General features: G+C 57.5%; 15 protein-coding genes. 8 read left to right on the top strand and 7 right to left on the bottom strand.

The annotated features are described in order from the left end of the window. Positions 1-11: 11 nt before the first annotated feature. Positions 12-611: a hypothetical protein gene (locus HFP54_RS04685; protein ID WP_168564271.1), complete on the bottom strand. Its 600-nt coding sequence runs from the start codon at positions 609-611 to the stop codon at positions 12-14. Positions 612-824: 213 nt separating this feature from the next. Here HFP54_RS04685 and holA point away from each other — a divergent pair, with 213 nt between their 5' ends. Then, complete coding sequence (gene holA / locus HFP54_RS04680; protein ID WP_168564270.1) at positions 825-1,874, top strand: DNA polymerase III subunit delta; 1,050 nt, start codon at positions 825-827, stop codon at positions 1,872-1,874. Positions 1,875-1,910: 36 nt separating this feature from the next. Here holA and HFP54_RS04675 read toward each other — a convergent pair whose 3' ends face one another. From HFP54_RS04675 to HFP54_RS04665, 3 genes are all read right to left on the bottom strand, one after another. Next, positions 1,911-2,849, bottom strand: a complete 939-nt coding sequence (locus HFP54_RS04675; RefSeq protein WP_146410941.1) for an ABC transporter ATP-binding protein — start codon at positions 2,847-2,849, stop codon at positions 1,911-1,913. Between the two features lie 104 nt (positions 2,850-2,953). Beyond that, positions 2,954-5,299 (bottom strand): hypothetical protein, encoded by a 2,346-nt coding sequence (locus HFP54_RS04670; RefSeq protein WP_168564269.1) that lies wholly within the window; start codon positions 5,297-5,299, stop codon positions 2,954-2,956. Next, positions 5,296-5,640, bottom strand: coding sequence for a MazG nucleotide pyrophosphohydrolase domain-containing protein (locus tag HFP54_RS04665; protein ID WP_168564268.1), 345 nt, complete (start codon positions 5,638-5,640; stop codon positions 5,296-5,298). Before HFP54_RS04665 ends, HFP54_RS04670 begins: the two co-directional genes overlap by 4 nt. 580 nt (positions 5,641-6,220) lie before the next feature. Here HFP54_RS04665 and HFP54_RS04660 point away from each other — a divergent pair. Genes HFP54_RS04660 through HFP54_RS04650 form a run of 3 tightly spaced genes read left to right on the top strand, consistent with a single transcriptional unit; the run spans position 6,221 to position 9,505 of the window. After that, positions 6,221-7,252, top strand: a complete 1,032-nt coding sequence (locus HFP54_RS04660) for a sulfotransferase family protein (RefSeq protein WP_235951278.1) — start codon at positions 6,221-6,223, stop codon at positions 7,250-7,252. Beyond that, positions 7,224-8,561, top strand: coding sequence for a 3-keto-disaccharide hydrolase (locus HFP54_RS04655; protein WP_235951277.1), 1,338 nt, complete (start codon positions 7,224-7,226; stop codon positions 8,559-8,561). Before HFP54_RS04660 ends, HFP54_RS04655 begins: the two co-directional genes overlap by 29 nt. A gap of 14 nt (positions 8,562-8,575) precedes the next feature. Beyond that, positions 8,576-9,505 (top strand): alpha/beta hydrolase, encoded by a 930-nt coding sequence (locus HFP54_RS04650; RefSeq protein WP_168564267.1) that lies wholly within the window; start codon positions 8,576-8,578, stop codon positions 9,503-9,505. 7 nt (positions 9,506-9,512) lie between these two features. Here the strand turns inward: HFP54_RS04650 and ispH are convergent, their stop codons facing one another. Then, positions 9,513-10,469 (bottom strand): 4-hydroxy-3-methylbut-2-enyl diphosphate reductase, encoded by a 957-nt coding sequence (gene ispH, locus HFP54_RS04645; RefSeq protein ID WP_168564266.1) that lies wholly within the window; start codon positions 10,467-10,469, stop codon positions 9,513-9,515. Between the two features lie 117 nt (positions 10,470-10,586). Between ispH and hpnC the strand changes: the two genes are divergently transcribed. From hpnC to HFP54_RS04625, 4 genes are all read left to right on the top strand, one after another. Further along, on the top strand, positions 10,587-11,504 hold the full coding sequence (gene hpnC / locus HFP54_RS04640; protein ID WP_235951276.1) for a squalene synthase HpnC: 918 nt from the start codon (positions 10,587-10,589) through the stop codon (positions 11,502-11,504). After that, complete coding sequence (locus tag HFP54_RS04635) at positions 11,501-12,493, top strand: phytoene/squalene synthase family protein (RefSeq protein ID WP_168564264.1); 993 nt, start codon at positions 11,501-11,503, stop codon at positions 12,491-12,493. The genes hpnC and HFP54_RS04635 overlap by 4 nt, the downstream gene beginning before the upstream one ends. Then, entirely contained in the window at positions 12,490-13,923 is a 1,434-nt protein-coding gene (hpnE, locus tag HFP54_RS04630; protein WP_168564263.1) for a hydroxysqualene dehydroxylase HpnE, read from the top strand. Before HFP54_RS04635 ends, hpnE begins: the two co-directional genes overlap by 4 nt. A 133-nt stretch (positions 13,924-14,056) precedes the next feature. Then, positions 14,057-16,567 carry an FAD-dependent oxidoreductase gene (locus tag HFP54_RS04625; protein WP_168564262.1) on the top strand — a complete coding sequence of 837 codons (2,511 nt, stop codon included), beginning with the start codon at positions 14,057-14,059 and terminating at the stop codon, positions 16,565-16,567. Here the strand turns inward: HFP54_RS04625 and HFP54_RS04620 are convergent. Both HFP54_RS04620 and HFP54_RS04615 read right to left on the bottom strand, forming a co-directional pair. Continuing rightward, positions 16,558-18,027 (bottom strand): UdgX family uracil-DNA binding protein, encoded by a 1,470-nt coding sequence (locus HFP54_RS04620; protein WP_168564261.1) that lies wholly within the window; start codon positions 18,025-18,027, stop codon positions 16,558-16,560. The genes HFP54_RS04625 and HFP54_RS04620 overlap by 10 nt on opposite strands. Further along, entirely contained in the window at positions 18,024-19,358 is a 1,335-nt protein-coding gene (locus HFP54_RS04615) for a putative DNA modification/repair radical SAM protein (RefSeq protein ID WP_206036008.1), read from the bottom strand. Before HFP54_RS04615 ends, HFP54_RS04620 begins: the two co-directional genes overlap by 4 nt. Positions 19,359-19,485 lie beyond the last annotated feature (127 nt).

The following is a 19,485-nucleotide window of genomic DNA, read 5'->3' as shown; positions in this document are numbered from 1 at the left end:
GGACCTGCAAATCATCGATTGGAATATCGCTGGCGTCGCTGGAGGTTGTTGCGGTGATATGCCGAACGAATGTCGGCCAGTTCTTCCTCCGCTGATTGCCGGACCCAATCCTCGGTCGCGGCGTGGATGAATCCCTTCGAAATCTGTTGAAACAGCAGCAGTGTCAGCAACGTCAGCGCGACGATGACAGGGAACGCCATCAACAACCACGATTTTTGCCGGCTGGCGTCCGTGGAGGAATCCCCTTGGGAAATTCGCCAGTGGGTGTAGCTTTGGCTGACGTTATGCGGGCCGGTGCTTAGATTGGTTTTCCACTGGGCGGGATCCCAACCAGATTCCAAGGGAATCCGAGCGGCCAGTTCCAGTGGCATGAAAAAGCGATCAACCGCGATCAATAGTGTTGATAGCGACACCGCGAAGAACATCAGGAACATCGACAGACCGCTGAACAGCCCAAAAATGGAATCCACGGTCGGCGTTCGCGATGTGACTTGCTCGGTCGGTTCGTCGTGCCGCGACCAAGACGCCCCCGATCGGGAGCGGCGAATGCCACGAACCAATGCGACGCAAAATAACGTCACCAAGGCGACGTAGACCAGCAGGACAGCCATCGTTCCACCCAAAAAAAATTCTGCCGAACGCGTTGATTATAGCTGCGGTGGGGGGGGCGAGTAGTCTGGAGCGACGGTGGCCCATTCCGGATGGACGTTTCCATCAGCGAGAAAGTCGCTATCGTGCCGAGATGATTCGGTGCAACCGTTCCCGCTCGGGCGTCGCTGGGTATGCGTCGAGTCTCCGATGCAAGTCTCTAACGCGAGGTTTTCATGCCTGTTCGGCACGCATTTGACTGGTTACCCGAGAACGAATCATCCGGTGGCGAACAAGAGCTTCCTGACGTCGTCGTCGTCTCGGGCGGCGACGCGACGTTGCGGTCGTGGGTGATCAGTGAATTGTCGCGTGAAGGAGATCGCACGCAATTTGACGGCGAGGCGGTGCGATGGAATGACTTGCGAGACGATCTGCAGACCGCATCGTTGTTCGACATGGGCGAAAAGCGAACGATCGTGGTCCGTGACGCCGATAAGTTTTTGTCCGCACACCGTGGCGAACTGGAGGCGTACGTCGCGCGGCCGTCGTCTGCAAATCGTTTCGTCCTAGAACTGGGATCGCTTGCCAGCAACACGCGGATTTATAAGGCGGTGGTGAAGGATCATCTGTTGGTCGCCTGTTCCAGTTCGCCCGACAAGAAACTGGGGGTGACCGCTGCGGGGCGTCGCAAGTTTCTGACCGGTTACATCGCGCGTCGACACGGGTGCAAGTTGGCCGCCGGAGCGGCGGATCGACTGATCGAAATGTTGGGCGAAGAAATCGGCATGCTGGAAACCGAGATCGCGAAGCTGGCGGTCTATCAGAATCCTGGCGACACGATCGATGAAGCGTTGGTTGAAAAGATTGTGGCCGGCTGGCAGGGCCAAACCATCTGGCAAATCACCGATGCCATTGCGGCTGGGGATGCGGCCGAAGCGTTACGCCAACTGGACAAGTTGATCAGTGGCGGACAACGACCGATCGCATTGTTGCCCCAGATCGCATGGTGGCTGCGGCGGTTGGGCATGGCGACATCGGTGGTGTTGCATCGCGAAAAGGAAGGCCGCGTGTGGCGGTTGGAAGACGCAATTGCGGCGGCGGGGATTCACCGACCGGGTGACATCCAACGTGCCAAGAAGCAACTGAAGTCGTTAGGCCGTGAACGAGCCAATCGGTTGCTGCCTTGGCTATTGGACGCCGACCTGCGTTTGAAGGGGACCCACAGCCAAGAAGGTCGTGACCGAATGTTGTTGGAACAGTTTGTTCTGCGACTGGCCAAGATCTGATTTGCCGGCCTGAGACGGCCAACGATCAACAGCAGATCACATCCGCGTGCTGGTGCCTTTGGTCAAGGCCATGAAGGCCGATTCCAAGTCCAGTTCTTCTTCGGTAAAGCGTTTCAGATCGATTCCGTTTTCGATCAACAAACGTGGCAGATCGGCGTAATCGGTGACGTCACGTTTTAGCACCACTCGCAACATGTCGTCGCCGGTTTCGATGCCCTGGATCTTGTCATGATGTTCCAGCAATTCGCCGATTCGTGACATCTGATCGCGGACCGATGGTTGGATTTCCAGAACCGTGTGTTCGCGGACCATTCGAATCACTTCGTCCTTGGTCGCGTTCTGTTTCATTTCGCCTTTGTCGATGATACCGACCTTGTTACAGACATCGGCAAGTTCGGGCAGGATGTGGCTGCTGACGATGATCGTTTTGCCCAACTGGCCCAGTTTGCGAAGCAGATTCCGCATCTCGATTCGGGCACGCGGATCCAGGCCGCTCAGTGGTTCATCCAATAACAAGACCTGGGGGTCATGCAACAGTGTTCGTGCCAGACCCAAACGCTGCGTTTGGCCTCGGGACAGCGTGTTGGCGTAGGCGTCGCGTTTGAAATCCAGGTCGACGATGTCCAACATTTCGTCGACACGTTTGCGGCGATCCGTTCCCTTGATGCGATACGACGCGGCGAAGAATTCCAGGTATTCGACGACCGTCATGTCGTCGTAGACGCCGAAAAAGTCGGGCATGTACCCAACCAATCGACGTATCTCCTTGGGCTGGGTGTGAACGCTGTGGTCACACACGTAGGCCTCACCCCAACTGGGTTCCAACAGCGTTGCGATGATCCGCATCGTTGTCGTTTTTCCGGCGCCGTTGGGGCCGATGAAACCAAACAAGTCGCCGGGAGCCAAATTCAAGTCGATGCTGTGAATGGCGAATGCGTCGCCATATTTCTTCGTCAGGTCAACGGTCTTGATCACGATGATGGGCCGATCGAATGGCGTTGCGATTGGGGGATGGGATTGGGTCTGGCGATTCGGTTGCCCGTTGGTTCGCCCGGACGATGGATACCGAGGTGGTTGATTTATTGGGATTGAACGGGGATCACGACGCGGACCATTGCGATGCCGCGTTGCGGTTCGGGAATCGTATTAGCGGGGGCGGTCTGCGTTTCCGATGTCATCGCGGGGGTCCAGGAAACATCGGTCATCGGATCGGCAAGCCTGGCGATCAACACACAGCGGTCATCCACCAGCCATCGGCTGGCATCCAACTGACCCAGCGGACCGTGCGTCAGACCGGTGTAGCGTGAACCGCCGACCACGTCATGGAACATCAGCATTTCGGTGACACGTGGCAAATTGTCAAAGTCCGACCCGTCCCACGGTTGCGCGTCGCTGTTACTTTCCAATGTCTTTTGGCGTGTCAGGTGCCAGCGGAAATTCTCTTGACGTAATTCATCCAGGCGTTCGATCCGACCGCCCGCGGGCAACCGAGTCGGCAACCGATAAGCCCAATTGCGATACACCAGCATTCCGTCCAACAGGTCGACCGGTAATGGATTGGCCAGATCGCCCTGCAGCAGATCGCTGCCTTTGCGACGACGCACCGTCAACGATTCGCCATCGGGAGCAAAGTCAAACGTGTAACCGGCACCGAAAGATTTGCTGCTGCGTGGTGCGATGCCAACGCGTTCCAGTTCCGAACGCATGGGACGCGATACTGAATCGTCCGGCGGCGATGATGCGATCCGAATTTGATTTGTGTACGGGGGCAACCCGGTGTCCGATTCGATTTGAATGCCACCGAATTCTCGTCCGGCTTGCCCCCAAGGCCGACACAGAAAACGACCGATGTTTGGCGTTGTTTGTTTCAGCGCATCGGAGGCGTTGACGTCAATGTCAAAGATGCCACCGTCGTGGCTGTACAGCACGCTCCAGGACATACCGCGTCCCGAACGTGTCGCCAAATCAATGTCTGTGATTTCTAAGTGATTCCATGCTTCGCCCGAATTTCTTTTCCCAACATTAGTGCTGGACGCCGTCATGGTTGCATCGGGATCGCGATCGGTGTTTGCCGAACTTGCCGGGGAAACCTGTCTCGCTTGGTACACAAGGACCACCGAAAACAGGATCGCAACCAAAGGCATCGTCACCCAACCAAGCTGTGGACGTCCCACCAAGCGATTGATGACCAGGTAATCGATGGGACCGATCAACAGGATCAGCCCCATTAGGATCAGCGAGAGCACCGAGAAACCGAAGGAGCGCTTCACACTGAATTGATCCAGGGTTGAACGCGTCTGTCCGGCCAGATCACTGAAACCCGCGACTTGATTGTTGTTGGTTTCGTTCGTCGAATCCTCCAAAATCTGTGGCATCAATCGCTTGATCAGATCCAGTCGATCGGGCCATTGCTGGAACATGGGAGTGTCCAGGTCTGCGGCGATCACCGTGACATGTCCGAAACCGGGAAAGTATTCCACGGCCATTCGCGCGGCCACACGTCGGTTGGTACGTCCGGTGATCAACGCGAACCCGTCGCCACCGGGAATTCGAATGCCATCGAAAGCATCCAACGGGCTCTGGCTGTTGGTGAAGGTTTCCAGTGCCGCAGGGTTCAGCGTCACGTTGTCGGCGTCGACCAAGGCTTGTGGCAGCAAGCGATTTAGCCAGGGCGAGGCTTCTATGACGTCTTTGGATCGTTCACCCAGGCAAAGGAACAGGTTGCCGCCTTCGGTACGCACCCATTGGACGATGGCGTTCTGCTGGGATTCGGACAACTGGGTCAAAACATCCACACCGCTGGCGTTGATCATCAGCAGGTCAACGCCCGACCATCCGAGTGATCGATCGGGTAGATCGTCGGCATCCTGGATGGAGCACACCGCCAGTTGGGCTTCACGGTTCAACAGTTCATTGGCACCGATCGTGTCGACGTCCAGTGGATCGCCGATGGCAACCACCCAAGGCATCGATTCGGGAACAAGCGACGGTTCTTTCGCGGGCGCCCCCAAGTAGGGAAATCGCGTGGTGGCCGACGGTGTTGTTTCATCGTTGACGAAAAGGTCCAGCGGTGCCGCTTCGCCGGTCGGGATGACATAACCCCAGCGTTGTTGTGTCGCGTCGGCCACGCGGTACCGAACCGGCACACCGTCGGCATCGGGGGTCTGCAGCGACCACGAATCATCCGCCGCACCCCCGCCGGAAACGGTCATCCGGTCCCACGCCAATCGGACCGCCGTCCAGCGGCCCAGCCGATAGCGGCCTTGAATGCCCACCGACAAGGACCCAACGGAATCCGCGGCTGACGCGGGCATCGAACCGAAACCCTGGTCCACATCGGAAGACGCGGGATCGGAAACGTCGGCCATCGCAAGGCTGGTCCAGCAAGCCAGGCACATGACCGCGATCAGCATTCGACCGGTCACGGCTTTTCTCCTTGGGGACATTCGCAAACCAGTCGGCGACATCCGGGGCATCCGTGGCCATATTTTTGGGTCAGTGCCGCCGTTAAATCCACGTCGGCCACGTTGGCGATCGTGACCAGCCATGCGATCACGTCGGCGAATTCCTCCGCCAAGTTCTCGCGGTCATCGCCACGCAGAGCCGCAGCCAATTCCCCGACTTCTTCCATCAACCACATGAAGGTGCCATCGACGCCGCGTTGAACGTCTTTTTCGAAATACATTTCGCGGATGTGACGTTGCAAATCGGCGAACGTCAGAGATTCGCCGCGGGTGGAATCGGACGGGGACGTCGATGAGCTCATGAAAACCAGTCGTATCGGAAAAGCCGCGTGGGGATACGAATTGTCGCGGGGCGGCCCTGAATGGGCGGAACAAATGTTCGGCACGCTGCGACATCGCTGTGCGAAAGTGTAATCGCCCGCCGAGTTCCAACCGAGGCGGGGATGCGAGATGCGCGGGGGAACGGAGACGGGAAATCTTGAGATGATCACCTCACGGGGGCGAGGGAAAGGATTTCGTGTGAAGTCGTCGCTACGGCCGGAACCGCGTTTTCGGCAGGCGTCGGTTTGGCCGATCCCCCATCCCAACGTTGGATACATTGGTTAGAACGGTTTGGTTTCGTAAAATCTGCCGCTCCGACTCCATCGGCACGAAAATCTCTCACCCGATCGGTCTCCGTTGCCCCCCACCGATTCCCCCACGTCGCTGCCGTCAGCTGACGCACCGACGACGAACACATCTTCTGACCAGGCGAAACCGCCGAGCCAGGAATTCCATCACTATCCGTTCTATTCCCCGCGTTTTTGGCATGGGATGCGACCGGGCGGATGGCTGGGTTTGCTGCGCGGTGGAAAATTTCGGCTCTCCCCGTCACGTTGGCCGATGGCGATCAGTGTTTCGCTGGCGACGCCGGTCAACACGATTCTTGCCGGTGTGGAATCCGCTTTCTTTGCCAAGAAGGTTCGTGAAGCCGAATTTCAATCGGCACCGGTCTTCATCATCGGGCACTGGCGCAGCGGAACCACCTTGCTGCACGAATTGCTGGTCCGCGACGAACGATTCAGCAGTCCTTCGACTTTTCAGTGCTTCGCGCCCAGCCACTTTCTGGTTTCCGAATGGTTCTTTCGAAAGTTTTTCAAATGGCTGCTGCCCGGCAAACGTCCGATGGACAACATGGCGGCCGGATGGGACCGTCCCCAGGAAGACGAATTCGCGTTGATGAACTTGGGCTTGCCGTCGCCGTACCGACGCATCGCATTCCCCAATGAACCGCCGATCGATCTGGACTATCTGACGTTTTGGAACGTCGACGACGCGGCCCGGCACCAGTGGCTGGAAACGTTGCGTCGGTTCTTATTGCGTGTTTCGGTGGCGACCCAACGACCGTTGATCGTCAAAAGTCCTACGCACACCGGACGGCTTGCGATGCTGGCTCGCCAGTTTCCCGATGCCAAGTTCATCCACCTGACGCGAGATCCACGCAGTCTGTTTCCGTCCACCTGTCGGTTGTGGCGCAGTCTGGATGAAGCCCAAGCTCTGCAGTCGCCCAACGGCGATGAACCCGCGATGCACGAGTATGTGCTGGATTGTTTTCGGCGGATGTACGAAGCGTATTTTGACGCGTGCGAACAAGTGCCTTCGCAGCGTCTGATCGAAATGCGGTACGAGGATCTGGTGGCCGATCCCGTCGAATCGTTGCGGCACATCTACGACACCCTGCGTCTGGCTGATTTTGATTCGGTCGAAGAAGACTTTTGCCGATGGGCCGAAACGGAACACCGCGGCTATCAAACCAATCGGCACCGTCTGGATGCCGCGACCGAAAAGGTCTTGCTGGATCGTTGGGGCGAATACTTCCGACGATACGGTTACGATCGGCCCGAACATGAATCGCACAATGTGGAAACAACTTGAGATGGTGATGGGAATGCAGATGATCGCGAACCGACCGGGGGCCCACCGACACGTGTTGCTTGTCGTGGTCATGATGGTCGGTGTCGCCACCGGGTGTCGCCGCGACAACGCAGCGGTCGAAAAGCCTGCGGATGAATCGGCCGCTTCGCAATCCGATGCCGAACCGACGGTCTACGTGCCCCAGGCATACGAGGCCACCGCCGACGAATTGTTGGCCGCCTGCCTAACACCGGACGAAGCATCCGAAGGCTGGATTCGATTGTTCGACGGCCACACGTTGTTCGGCTGGGACATCGCAGGCAACGCCAACTGGCGAATCGAAGACGGAACGCTAGTCGCCGATCAGGGCGAAGTCAGTCTGCTCTGTACGTCCATCCCTTGGACCGATTACGAACTGTCGGTGCAGTTCAAAGCGACACCCACGACCAACAGTGGCGTGTTTCTGCGGACGCCTTTGGAAGTGGATGATCCGGGCAGCGATTGCTATGAGGTCAACATCGCCCCGGACGACAATCCGTTTCCAACGGCAAGCGTCGTGCAACGCAAAAAGGTCGACGTCCAGCAAAAGTTTGACACGTGGCGCACGATGCACATGGTGCTGCGCGGCGATCAGCTGACGGTCCGTTTGGACGGCGAAGTGGTGTGTGAATACACCGATCCCGAACCGTTGGCTGCCGGACGCATCGGATTGCAAAAAAACAGCGGGCGAATCGAATTCCGCGACGTCAAGCTTCGGCCACTGGGGCTGGAAAGCATGCTGGGTGAAGGCCTGGACGGCTGGAAAACCTACCCGGAAATGTCGGGCAAATTCGAACGCACCGACGAAGGCGGCTTGCGAGTGATCGGTGGCAAAACACAACTGGAAACGGAAGAACGATTTGCCGATTTCAACTTGCTGGCCGAGTATCAAATGGATCAACCGACCAGCAACTCCGGCATCTTTTTCCGCTGTATTCCCGGCGATGAATTGATGGGATACGAATGTCAGGTCAGCAACGAGATCATTGACGGCAATCCGTTGAAGCCGGCCGATTGCGGCGTCGGTGGAATCTTTCGCCGCCAAGACGCACGCATCGTTGCCGGAAAGCCGAAGCAGAAAAACGTGATTCTGTTGACCACGCGTGGCCCTCGAATCGCCGCATGGGTCAACGGATTGCAGGTCAGTGATGTGACCGACGATCGAGATCCGGACGAAAACCCACGGCGAGGTCTGCGTTTGGATCCTGGGACGATCATGATCCAGGGGCACGACGAAACAACGGATGCGACGTACAGCCAACTGAAAATCAAATCGCTGGATACACCATGATGCGAATGCCCCCGATGCACCGAAATTTTGGCACCGTTGCCGCTGTATTGCTGGTGGTCATGACGGTTGCAGCCGCCGGCCGGCAAGGTTTCGCGCAAACTGCGACGTCTTCCCCAAAATCGACGACGATCCCAAAGAACATCGTTGCCGATTTGGACGTGGTGTACGCCGAAGTCGATGGGCGAAAGCTTCACTTGGATTTGTTTCGTCCTGCCGCGGATGCGCCCCCGCCAATTCTGGTCGTCGTGCACGGTGGCGGATGGCTAAAGGGGGACAAGGAAAAGTTTCGCGCCTTGTCCTTACGATTTGCAGAACGCGGTTATGCGACGGCCGCCGTGGAGTATCGCTTGGGCGGTGAAGCCCGTTTTCCAGCCGCCATCCGGGATTGCAATGCGGCGGTGGCATTTTTGCGGCACTCGGCGGAGCGATACGGTCTGGACGCAACACGATTGGCGGCGGTTGGTGGTTCGGCAGGCGGCCATTTGGTCGGACTGATGGCGGCGGGTGACGATGAACCTCGTTTGCGTCATCCCGGGATAATGGATGACGTGTCCACGCACTTGGACGCTGCGGTGATTATGGCCGGCCCCCTGCAAATGCTGACCGGGTCGGTGGCCCAACGTTCCAAGTCGGACCCGGAAAATAGCAACGCGGTCAACTGGATCGGCGGCGACGTTGATCAAAAGCGGGACCTGTACCAACTAGCCGATGCGCATCAAAAGATTGACGCGACGATGCCACCGACACTGTTTATCTGTGGATCCCTGGATTCACCGGAACGGAATGAGGCGACACGCGAAAAAATGCGCTCACTGGGCCGGCCGGTCGAATTGATCGTTCACCCCGATGCCAAACATGGACATTGGAACCGCCCGGAGTGGATCTTGCGGGTGGTCGATGACATCGACGGTTTCTTAGGTCGCCACGGTGTCGCGCCGCGGTAGATCGTGCCTAGGTTTGGCTTTCCTGGGCCAACTGCTTGGCGAAGGGACGCAGTGGTTTGGGAAGCGGGAAATGGACATCTTCCTCCCGAACCGACTGGGATTCGACGATCGCGTTGAAGTTGTCGCTGAGCCATTCGATGGTGGCCTGAACGACGGATTCCGGGGCACTGGCCCCCGCGGTGATCATGATCACGTCGTCATCGGAGAACTGGTCTTTCGACAGGTCTTGTGGGCCATCAATTAAATAGGATTTCTTTTTTCGTTCGCGGCCAAGTTCGGCAAGACGTTGGCTGTTGCTGCTGTTTTGGCTACCCAGAACCAGCACGACATCGGCTTCTTGGCTGAGAAGTTTGACGGCTTCCTGGCGATTCTGCGTGGCGTAGCAGATGTCTTCCTTCGGCGGACTATGGATCTCGGGAAACCTTTGCCGCAGACGTCGAATGACTCGGTTGGCATCGTCAACGCTTAGAGTGGTTTGCGTCAGATAGGCCAATTTCGTGCCTTCGGCGAACTCCAGGCGGTCCACATCGTCTTCGTCTTCGACCAACACGATCGCTTCGGGGGCTTCGCCCATGGTGCCAAGCACTTCGTCGTGCCCTTCGTGTCCGATCAGCAAAATCGTGTACCCTTCCTTGGCGTATTTGATGGCCTCCAGGTGAACTTTGGTGACCAGGGGACAAGTCGCATCCAGGGCATGCAAGTTTCGCCGGCGGGCTTGGTCGCGGATTTCGGGGCTGACACCGTGAGCGGAAAACATCAGAACGCCGCCATCGGGCACTTCGTCGACGTGATCGACGAAGACCGCGCCTTTTTCGCGGAAGGTTTCCACGACATGCTGGTTGTGCACGATTTCGTGGTACACATACACCGGCGGACCGAATTTGCGGAGCGTCAAATCCAGCGATTCGATCGCCATGTTGACGCCGGCACAAAATCCACGTGGGGCAGCCAGAATAACTTTCATCAATTGCTCGGAAAGGAAAGGCGAATGAAGACGGGTCGGTCCACCAGCGGCCAGGATAACCGTCGATTCGGGGCGTCGTCTAACCCGGAATGTGGATGGACTGACCCGGACGGCCCGTTGACATTGGCACAATCGCGTCAACAGTGCCGCAGAATTGCGCGATCGAATTATGAAAACTTCGTCGTCGCATCGGTGTTTCTGCCGCGACGGCTGCGTCAGCCGTTTTTCGATGTGTACGCTTATTGTCGGACGGCCGACGATTTGGCCGACCAGTCGCCCGATACGGCATCGGCACTGGCCGGATTAGAAGGATACGCAGATCAAATTTCGTGTATTTATGACGGTCGTGCGGTCACCGGAATTTTCGTCGCTTTGGCCGACACGATTCGGGCCTTTGAATTGCCTCGACGACCTTTCGACGATCTGTTGGATGCGTTTCGGCAAGACCAAAGTCAGCATCGGTATGAAACCATGGACGATCTGTTGACGTATTGCCGCCGTAGTGCCGATCCGGTTGGACGATTGGTGCTGGCGCTTGCTGGGGCGTTGAACGAGACCAATGCAAGGCTGTCTGATTTGATCTGTACCGGGTTGCAACTGACGAATTTTTGGCAGGACGTTGCACGCGACCGCGACATCGGACGGGTTTATCTGCCCCAGCAATCCATGCGCGACTTTGGTGTTGATTCCGAAATGTTGCACGCCAACCGGACGCCAAAACCACTGCGTGATCTGCTGAAGTTCCAGTGTGATCAGACGCGACGGTATTTCGTCGATGGGGCCGAATTGATTGATCGGGTTCCATCGTGGCTGGCACGCGATTTGTCACTTTTTGTGCGGGGTGGTCTGGCAACCTTGGATGCCATCGCCTTGATTGATTACGACGTCTTAGCGAAGCGTCCGATTGTCGGCAAAGGCACGCAATTGCGTTTAATGCTGGCGTCGATGTTACGGCCGCAACTGAATCTGGTGTCGCCACAAGGATCGGATCAAGCGTCGGTCGCCGGAGCCGGTAATAGCGGGGAGGCGTTGTGACGGTCGATTCGATTGAAGCAAGTTATCGTTGTGCCAAGCAGATCGCCCGACGCAGCGGCAGCAACTTTTATCGTTCCTTTTGGTTGCTGCCCGCCGCCAAGCGAAAGGCCATGCATGCGTTGTACGCGTTTGCACGAATCACCGATGACGTCGGCGACAGCCATGAACCGGTCGCACTTCGGTCTCGAGCGTTGACGTGGTGGCGACAAACGGTTGCGTTGAACCTTATCGGCGAAGACACCTTGGTCACCCCCAAGATGCCAAAGTCACCGACCGGTGATGTGGATCCCATCCCATCCGGTCTGCCCGACGTGGCGGTCCAAATCTTGCCAGCGCTTCGTGACGCGGCACAGCGATTCGAAATTCCATCGCGGTATCTGCTTGAAATCGTCGATGGCGTGATGGCCGATCAGCAGAAGACACGCTTTGATACTTTTGAACAACTGGAGCACTATTGCTATTTGGTCGCATCGGCGGTCGGATTGGCGTGCTTGCACATCTGGCAATTCGAATCTCCACTGCCGGTCCGACCTGCGGTTGATTGTGGCTTGGCATTTCAATTGACCAACATTCTGCGGGACGTCAAAGAAGACGCTTCACGCGGCCGCATCTACTTGCCTCGGCAGCACTATGAACAGCACGGTTTAAGCGAAGATGATTTGTTGTCGCCGCGCCGGGACGATCGATTTCAGTGCCTGATTCGTGATGAAATTTGCCGTGCGGAACGCCTGTTCGACAGTTCCTGGGAATTGTGGGACAGCATTCACGACGACGGCAAGCCGATGTTCAGCATGATGTGGCGAACCTATCGACGTTTGTTGCAACAGATTGCCGAAGACCCCGGGGCGGTGGCCGAACGTAGGGTTCGGTTGAGCCGACGCGATCGTTGGTCGCTGGCGCTAGGGCATTTGGTGCGGCCCTGGTACCGGCGTCTGCCGATTCCGCCAGCGGAGTTGCAAATGCGGTCCGAACCATCGATCAAAGCATGACCGCGCGGGTGACCATCATTGGCGGTGGTTTGGCGGGGTTGGCCGCTGCCGAATCGTTGTCCCGGTTCGGGACCGACAAAGTGGCGATCCGTCTGATTGAATCACGACGCCAAACCGGTGGTCGCGCCGGGTCGTTCCACGATTCGGCGTCCGGGCAAACTGTCGACTATTGCCAGCACGTCGCAATGGGGTGCTGTACGAACTTCATCGACTTTGTCCAGCGAATGAAGTTGGATCGGCATTTCCGCGTCTATGATCAACTGACGTTTTTGCATCGCAGCGGCAGCAGTCGCTTTGCGGCATCGCGTCGAATCCCACCACCGTTGCATCTGGCCGGGGCGTTCGGGCGGCTAAGCTATTTGTCGTGGCCCCAGAAGTGTCGTGTGGCTTATGGGGTTTGGCGTTTGATGCGAACGCCGGCGTCGGAGTTGCGGCAACTGACGGCCAAGCAATGGTTGATTCGCAACCGACAGGACGATGCGTGTATCGCCAATTTCTGGGACGTGATTTTGGTCAGTGCACTGGGCGAACACACACGCTACGCGGCGGCGGATGCTGCGCAGAAAGTGATTCTGGATGGTTTCGCGTCGCATCCCGATGCGTCCGATGTCTGGGTCCCCGCAATGCCGTTGTCTCAGTTGTTTGGGATTCAGGCAACGGAACGGATCCAACGCGACGGGGTCGATGTCATTCGAGGGGCTCCGGTGCGAACGGTTGTCCGCAGTGACGGCTCGTTTCAGATCCGAACGGCCAGCGGCCAGCAGACCTCTGATGCAGTGATTGCTGCGGTCCCCTGGCACCAGATGGCAAAGATCGATTGGCAAACGAACAGTGACCGTGGCAATGATTGGTTCGCCCGATTTGCGTCGATTCCATCCAGTGCGATCACAGGAATCCATCTTTGGCTGGACCGACCGATTACAACGCTGCCGCACGTGGTGTTGGTGGGGACGCTGGCACAATGGTTGTTCCGCGAACCGATCGCAGAAACCAAGCATCCGTCGACCAACGATTGGGTTGGCGGAACTCCGGCGTTTTATCACCAGATCGTGATCAGTGGTGCGGTGGATGTCGCAGGCGAATCGAAAGAGGCGTTGGTTTCGCAAGTGATGCAGGAATTGCGAGACTTCTTTCCGGACGCGCGGGATGCCAAACTGTTGCGGCATCGCGTCGTTACCGATCCAAATTCCGTTTTCTCAGTGACCCCCCAGGTGCAGGAATTGCGGCCGGCTACCGACACACCCTTTGATGGTCTATTTCTGGCAGGCGACTGGGTCGATACCGGCTGGCCGTCGACGATGGAAGGAGCGGTTCGCAGTGGGCGCATGGCTGCCGCACGCGTCGCCCAGCGATGTGGCTTGAATCCGTCGCCATTGACGCCTGATTTGTCTCCCGGACGGCTGTATCGCTGGTTTTCCAACCGTCCCTAATCTCGCTTTTGAGGGACAATCGTGGCGACACGCGGTGGTGCCCGTGTTTCCGCCGGCCAGGGGTGATTGCCGTTGTCATAGACTGACGGTAGTTCTGAGGCTGTCATTGTCATTCGTTCACCGGAGCCCGCGTATGGATATTCACTTGCCGTCGCATCTTGACGTGCGCACGCGATGGCAAGTCCATCCCGAAGGCACGGCCGGACCGCCGGGTGAAATGGTGCTGTATTGGCTGCACAACGCCTGCAGAGCTCACGAAAACCCGGCGTTGGACGTTGCCATTTGTCTGGCACGACAGAACGGTTTGCCGCTGTTGGTCTATCACGGTCTGTGCGAAACGTATCCCTACGCGTCAGATCGGCATCATGCTTTCATTTTGCAAGGGGCCCGAGACCTGCAACGACAAATGGAAGACCGGGGCATTCGCTATGCCTTTCATTTGCAGCGTCAGGGCAACCGTGGCCCACATTTACGCGACCTGACCCGGCGGGCGGCCGTATTGGTGACCGAGGAGACGCCGGTTCCACCGCTGACGGGTTGGTTGGAACGTCTGGCCAGCATTACGACCACCCCGATCGCCTGTGTCGACACGTCATGTCTGGTGTCACCGGGGCAATTCCCTGATGCGTCGACCCGTGCGTTCGAATTTCGGTCCAAGTCCAAGGCGATGTATCGCGATGCGGTGAAGCAGCCGTATGTGGACCAAGTCGCCGATTGCCAAGTGTTCGATGACGTCCTGCCGTTTGAACCATTGGATTTACAGCATGCCGATTTGGCGAATTTGATCGGTCAGTGCCGGATTGATCACGGCGTGGCGCCGGTGTCCGACACGCCGGGCGGATCGCGCGAAGGGTACCGTCGCTGGGATGAGTTCAAGCGATCGGGATTGAACGCCTATTCTGATCGGCGCAACGATGCCGCCGACCCGCTGGGGGTCAGTCGCATGAGTGCTTATTTGCACTACGGGATGGTCAGTCCGTTCCGCATTGCACGGGAGGCTGATCAGCACCATGCGAAAAAGTATCTGGATGAGTTATTGATCTGGCGCGAGCTGTCGTTTCACTACTGCTACTTCCATCAAGATGAACTGGACACGATGGAGGTGATTCCGGATTGGAGCACGGAAACTTTACAGCAACATGAAACCGATACGCGGCAAAAACGATTTCATTGGGAAACGCTGCGACGCGGACGCACCGGCGATTCACTGTGGGACGCTTGTCAGCAAAGTCTGCTGCGTCACGGCGAACTGCACAACAATGTTCGGATGACTTGGGGGAAAGCTTTCATTCCCTGGACCGACAATTCGCAACAAGCAATGCAGCTGTGTACGGATTTAAATCATCGCTATGCATTGGACGGACGCGATCCCAATAGTTATGGCGGCATCTTGTGGTGCTTTGGTCAGTTTGATCGTCCTTTCGATCCACCCCAACCCTGTTTTGGGAAAGTCCGCTATCGGTCCACCAAGGAACATCAACGCCGTATCAATCTGGACCGTTACTGCCACGTCGTTGGACGCCCGATCGCAAGATCGATGCCCAAAGTGGCCATTGTCGGAGCGGGTTTGGGCGGGCTGACGGCCGCACGAACGCTGATGGACCATGGGATGACTGTGACTCTGTTTGACAAGTCACGGGGCGTCGGCGGGCGATTGGCCACGCGACGTGCCGAGGTGGACGGGCGTTGGTTGTGCTTCGATCATGGTGCCCAGTGCTTTACGGCACGCGACGGCCGCTTTGCCAAGCATGTCCAAAGCTGGCAACAAGACGGGCTGGTGCAAGCATGGCTGGGACGGTTTGTTTGCTTGGACGGTCAAGGGCAGTCGGTGCAGCGTCGACAGCCACCGGCACGATTCGTCGGGACGCCCACCATGAATGCATTGGCGAAGCATTTGGCAAAAGATCTGCACATTCACCTAGGTACTCGAATTCGTCGCATCAGCGGTGGGGCCGATCAGCGTTATCAGTTGCATGATGATTCTGGGAATGTGTTTGGTGATTTTGATGTGGTTCTGGTCAACTGCCCTCCACCGCAAGCCGCTGATTTGCTGGGCGATGTTTCGCCGACGTTGGCGGAAAAGGCACAACAAGTGAAGCCACAGCCATGCTGGGCGGCAATGTTCGGGTGCGATCAAGAAATTGATACCATCGGGTATGATGCGGCGATCGTGACCGAAGGCCCTTTGCACTGGGTCACCCGACAGGCGTCGAAACCGGATCACGCCAGCATGGGTTCAACCAGTTGGGTCGTGCATGCGTCGTCGGAGTGGACGTCGGCGCATTTGGATCGACCGAAAGACCTGGTCGCATCGATGCTGTTGGATAGTCTTCGTGACTTGACCGGTGAAAAGTTTGATCGCGTACGCCACTTGGACGCGCACCTGTGGCGGTTTTCGGGGGTGGCATCGGCGCTTGATGACGAATGTTTGTGGGAACCGACCGAACAGTTGGGAGTCTGTGGCGATTGGTGTTTGGGGCACGATGTGGAAGCCGCGTTCTTATCGGGCCAAGCATTGGCTGGACAGGTCTTGCGTCACTACACGATCGACCGAGCCGCGGTCGATTTGGCACAGTGGATGGAAAAGGCCGACAACCCAAGGGCTGCATCCAACGTCGCCGAACGAATCGGACTTCAGGACTGATTCAATATCCGATGGTGTTCCGCGGTTCGGCGAAGGTCTTCGGTGAACATGGCCATCATTCGTGCGCGGGCGTTTTCGTCTGGAACCCTCAGCAAGGCTGACGGATGGTACGTTGCCATCGCCCACTTGGCGTGATCGCATTTGTCGACTTCGCCACGCTGGCGTGTGATGCGAAAGTTCGGTCCTTTGATGACTGATGCTGCGGTTGCGCCGAGGCACAAAATCATGGCGGGACGAATCGCGTCCAGTTCCGCTTCCAACCAAGGCCGGCATGCGGCGATTTCACGCGATGACGGCTTCACGTGCAATCGTCGTTTTCCCTGCAATTTGAATTTGAAATGCTTCACCGCATTGGTGATGTAGACCTGGGTGGCGTCCAGTCCGACTTCGGCCATGGTTCGACGCAAAAGCTGTCCGGCCGGGCCGATGAAAGGCTCGCCGGATCGATCTTCCATGTCGCCCGGCTGTTCGCCGACGATGACCAGTTTGGCGTCGGCCGGACCACGTCCGAAGACCACGCGACTTGCATCCCGATGAATATCGCAACCTTCACAGGCCATCGCCGCGTTGCACAACGATGCCAGCGTTCGATCGGACTTTGGCAAGAACGATTTCGCGGTTGGTCCGCCTTCCTGGTGCCGCACCATTTGTCGGACTCGCTGCGGCGCATCACGAAGCATGTCATCAATCAATGATGTTTCGGGCATCGTCGGCCAGTGCTTCTTGGGCATTTCAGCCCGCATCGCATCCAGCTTGATACGAGCCGGATTGAAGATGTGGGCGTAATACGTCTTCCACAACTCTTCCAACTGGTCATGGTCCGGCGCATCGCTGCGAGGAGATCCATCGCCGAAGTGGATCGTTTGACCGTCCCAGTAAACCGATTGTCGTGGCGTCATGATGGTCCAACGCATCACGTCGAAACGACGAGCAAAAAAGTCTGCGGTGAGATCAAGCGAATAGTGATCGGGACGATGCCAGGCGACGAACAATTCGCCGATCTGGTCGACTGTTTTTCGAAAACGAACGAACGCTTTGGTCTTATGAGCGTCACGCCGGACCGCGGAGTGCATTTGGGCCGCCCGACGGACATCCGGATCCGAAGCGATCTGCAACAAATGTCGCTCTCCACCAGTCATTCGCCAAAGCAATCGATAAAGCAATTCCCAGCGTCCTGGGGCGCTGTGGCTGGCGATGGTTTTCGCCCACTGGATGAACTTCCCCGGCACACGTAGCGACGGAGGCGACTCGCGGGCGTCGGACGCAGGAAGCGACAAGCCGCCCTCGGCGCCCGCCACGTTTTCGAACAAGTCCTTCTGCATCGAAGCGTCATCGCCCCGCTGGTCAATCCAACGCACCGTCGACGGATGGGCTCCGATGGTGACCAGCCTGCGAGCGGTGTTTCGCCAATCGTTAAAATGGGTCGCGCCGACGGACATCAGTTCTTCGCTGGCCGTCACGGCAGGACCTCCAACCGTGACGACGTCCCATCGTCGGCGGACGGGTCATCATCGAAAAGATGCAGTTGCCGCTGTGGCGGACGAAACTGCCTTTGCAGCGATGGCGAATCCAACGACAGGGGGCCGGCATTTCGGTCCGCGGTGATCAAGAATGGACGGGCTTTTTTGTAAACGATGCCCATCGCCGCTAGGTCCTCGTCCCGAATCTGATGATGTCGCCGAGTCTGTAGGATGCGTTTGACGCCTCGACTGCCGATACCGGGAACGCGAAGAAGCATTTCGCGTTCGGCAAGATTGACGTCCACCGGAAAGCGATCGCGATGCCGCAGTGCCCACGCCAACTTGGGATCCATCTGCAAATCCAAGTTTGCCGATTCGGCGGTGGTCAATTCTGCTGCGTCGAAACCGTAAAATCGGATCAGCCAATCCGCCTGGTACAGACGATGTTCACGAACCAATGGCGGCGATTTTCCGGGCAGCCGTGAATCGGCGTGCGGGATGGGGCTGAAAGCACTGTAGTAAACCCTTCGCATTGCGTGGGTTTGATACAGGTGGCTGCTGGTGTCCAAAATTTGTCGGTCGGACGTGTCGGTGGCACCCACGATCATTTGAGTGCTTTGCCCGGCCGGTACGAATTTGCCGGCATGTTTGAATCCCGCCTTTTGGTCACGGACGTGTTCGTCACGTTTCACCTTGATCTGATTCATCGACTGTTCCAGCTCGGGACGCTTTTTTTCCGGTGCCAGTCGTTTCAGGTCCGCTTCGGTGGGCAGTTCAATATTGACGCTCAGGCGGTCGGCGTACGTGCCCGCCTGATGGATCAGATCGTCGCTGGCACCGGGAATGGTCTTGAGATGGATGTAGCCGCGAAACGACTCTCGTTCGCGCAGCGTCCGCGCGACGTCCAGCATCTGTTCCATCGTGTAGTCGGACGATTGAATGATGCCGCTGCTAAGAAACAGACCTTCGATGTAATTGCGTCGATAGAAGTCCATCGTCAATCGCACGACTTCGTTGACGCTGAAACGCGCTCGTGGCGTGTCGCTGCTGATGCGGTTGACGCAGTACTGGCAATCAAAGACGCAGTAATTGGTCAGCAAGATTTTCAACAGCGAAACACAGCGACCGTCGGGTGTGTAGCTGTGGCAAATCCCCATCCCCTCGGTGCTGCCCAGCCCGCCACGACTTTCGCGGCGTGACCCGCTGCTGGCGCATGAGGCATCGTATTTGGCGGCATCCGCCAGAATCGCCAACTTCCCAGATAGATCCTTCGCCGTCACGATGCCCGTTTTCCCCGTCGCCTGTGAATCCGTCGCGCTGATTGCCACCATTCGCGGCAGCCCCGATTAACCGCATTTGACCGTAACGCAAAACTGCGGTGTGATCAAATGTCCAGTTTTTTCGTGGCGGCGATTCGGGACGGTTTGGCGAGGCGTGGGGCGGTTTGAACCTTGGGCG

The sequence above is a fragment of the Crateriforma spongiae genome, assembly GCF_012290005.1.
Classification (GTDB): Bacteria; Planctomycetota; Planctomycetia; order Pirellulales; family Pirellulaceae; genus Crateriforma; species Crateriforma spongiae.
The sequence above is the reverse complement of the archived record's forward strand: the minus strand, read 5'-3'. Positions and strand labels throughout refer to the sequence as shown.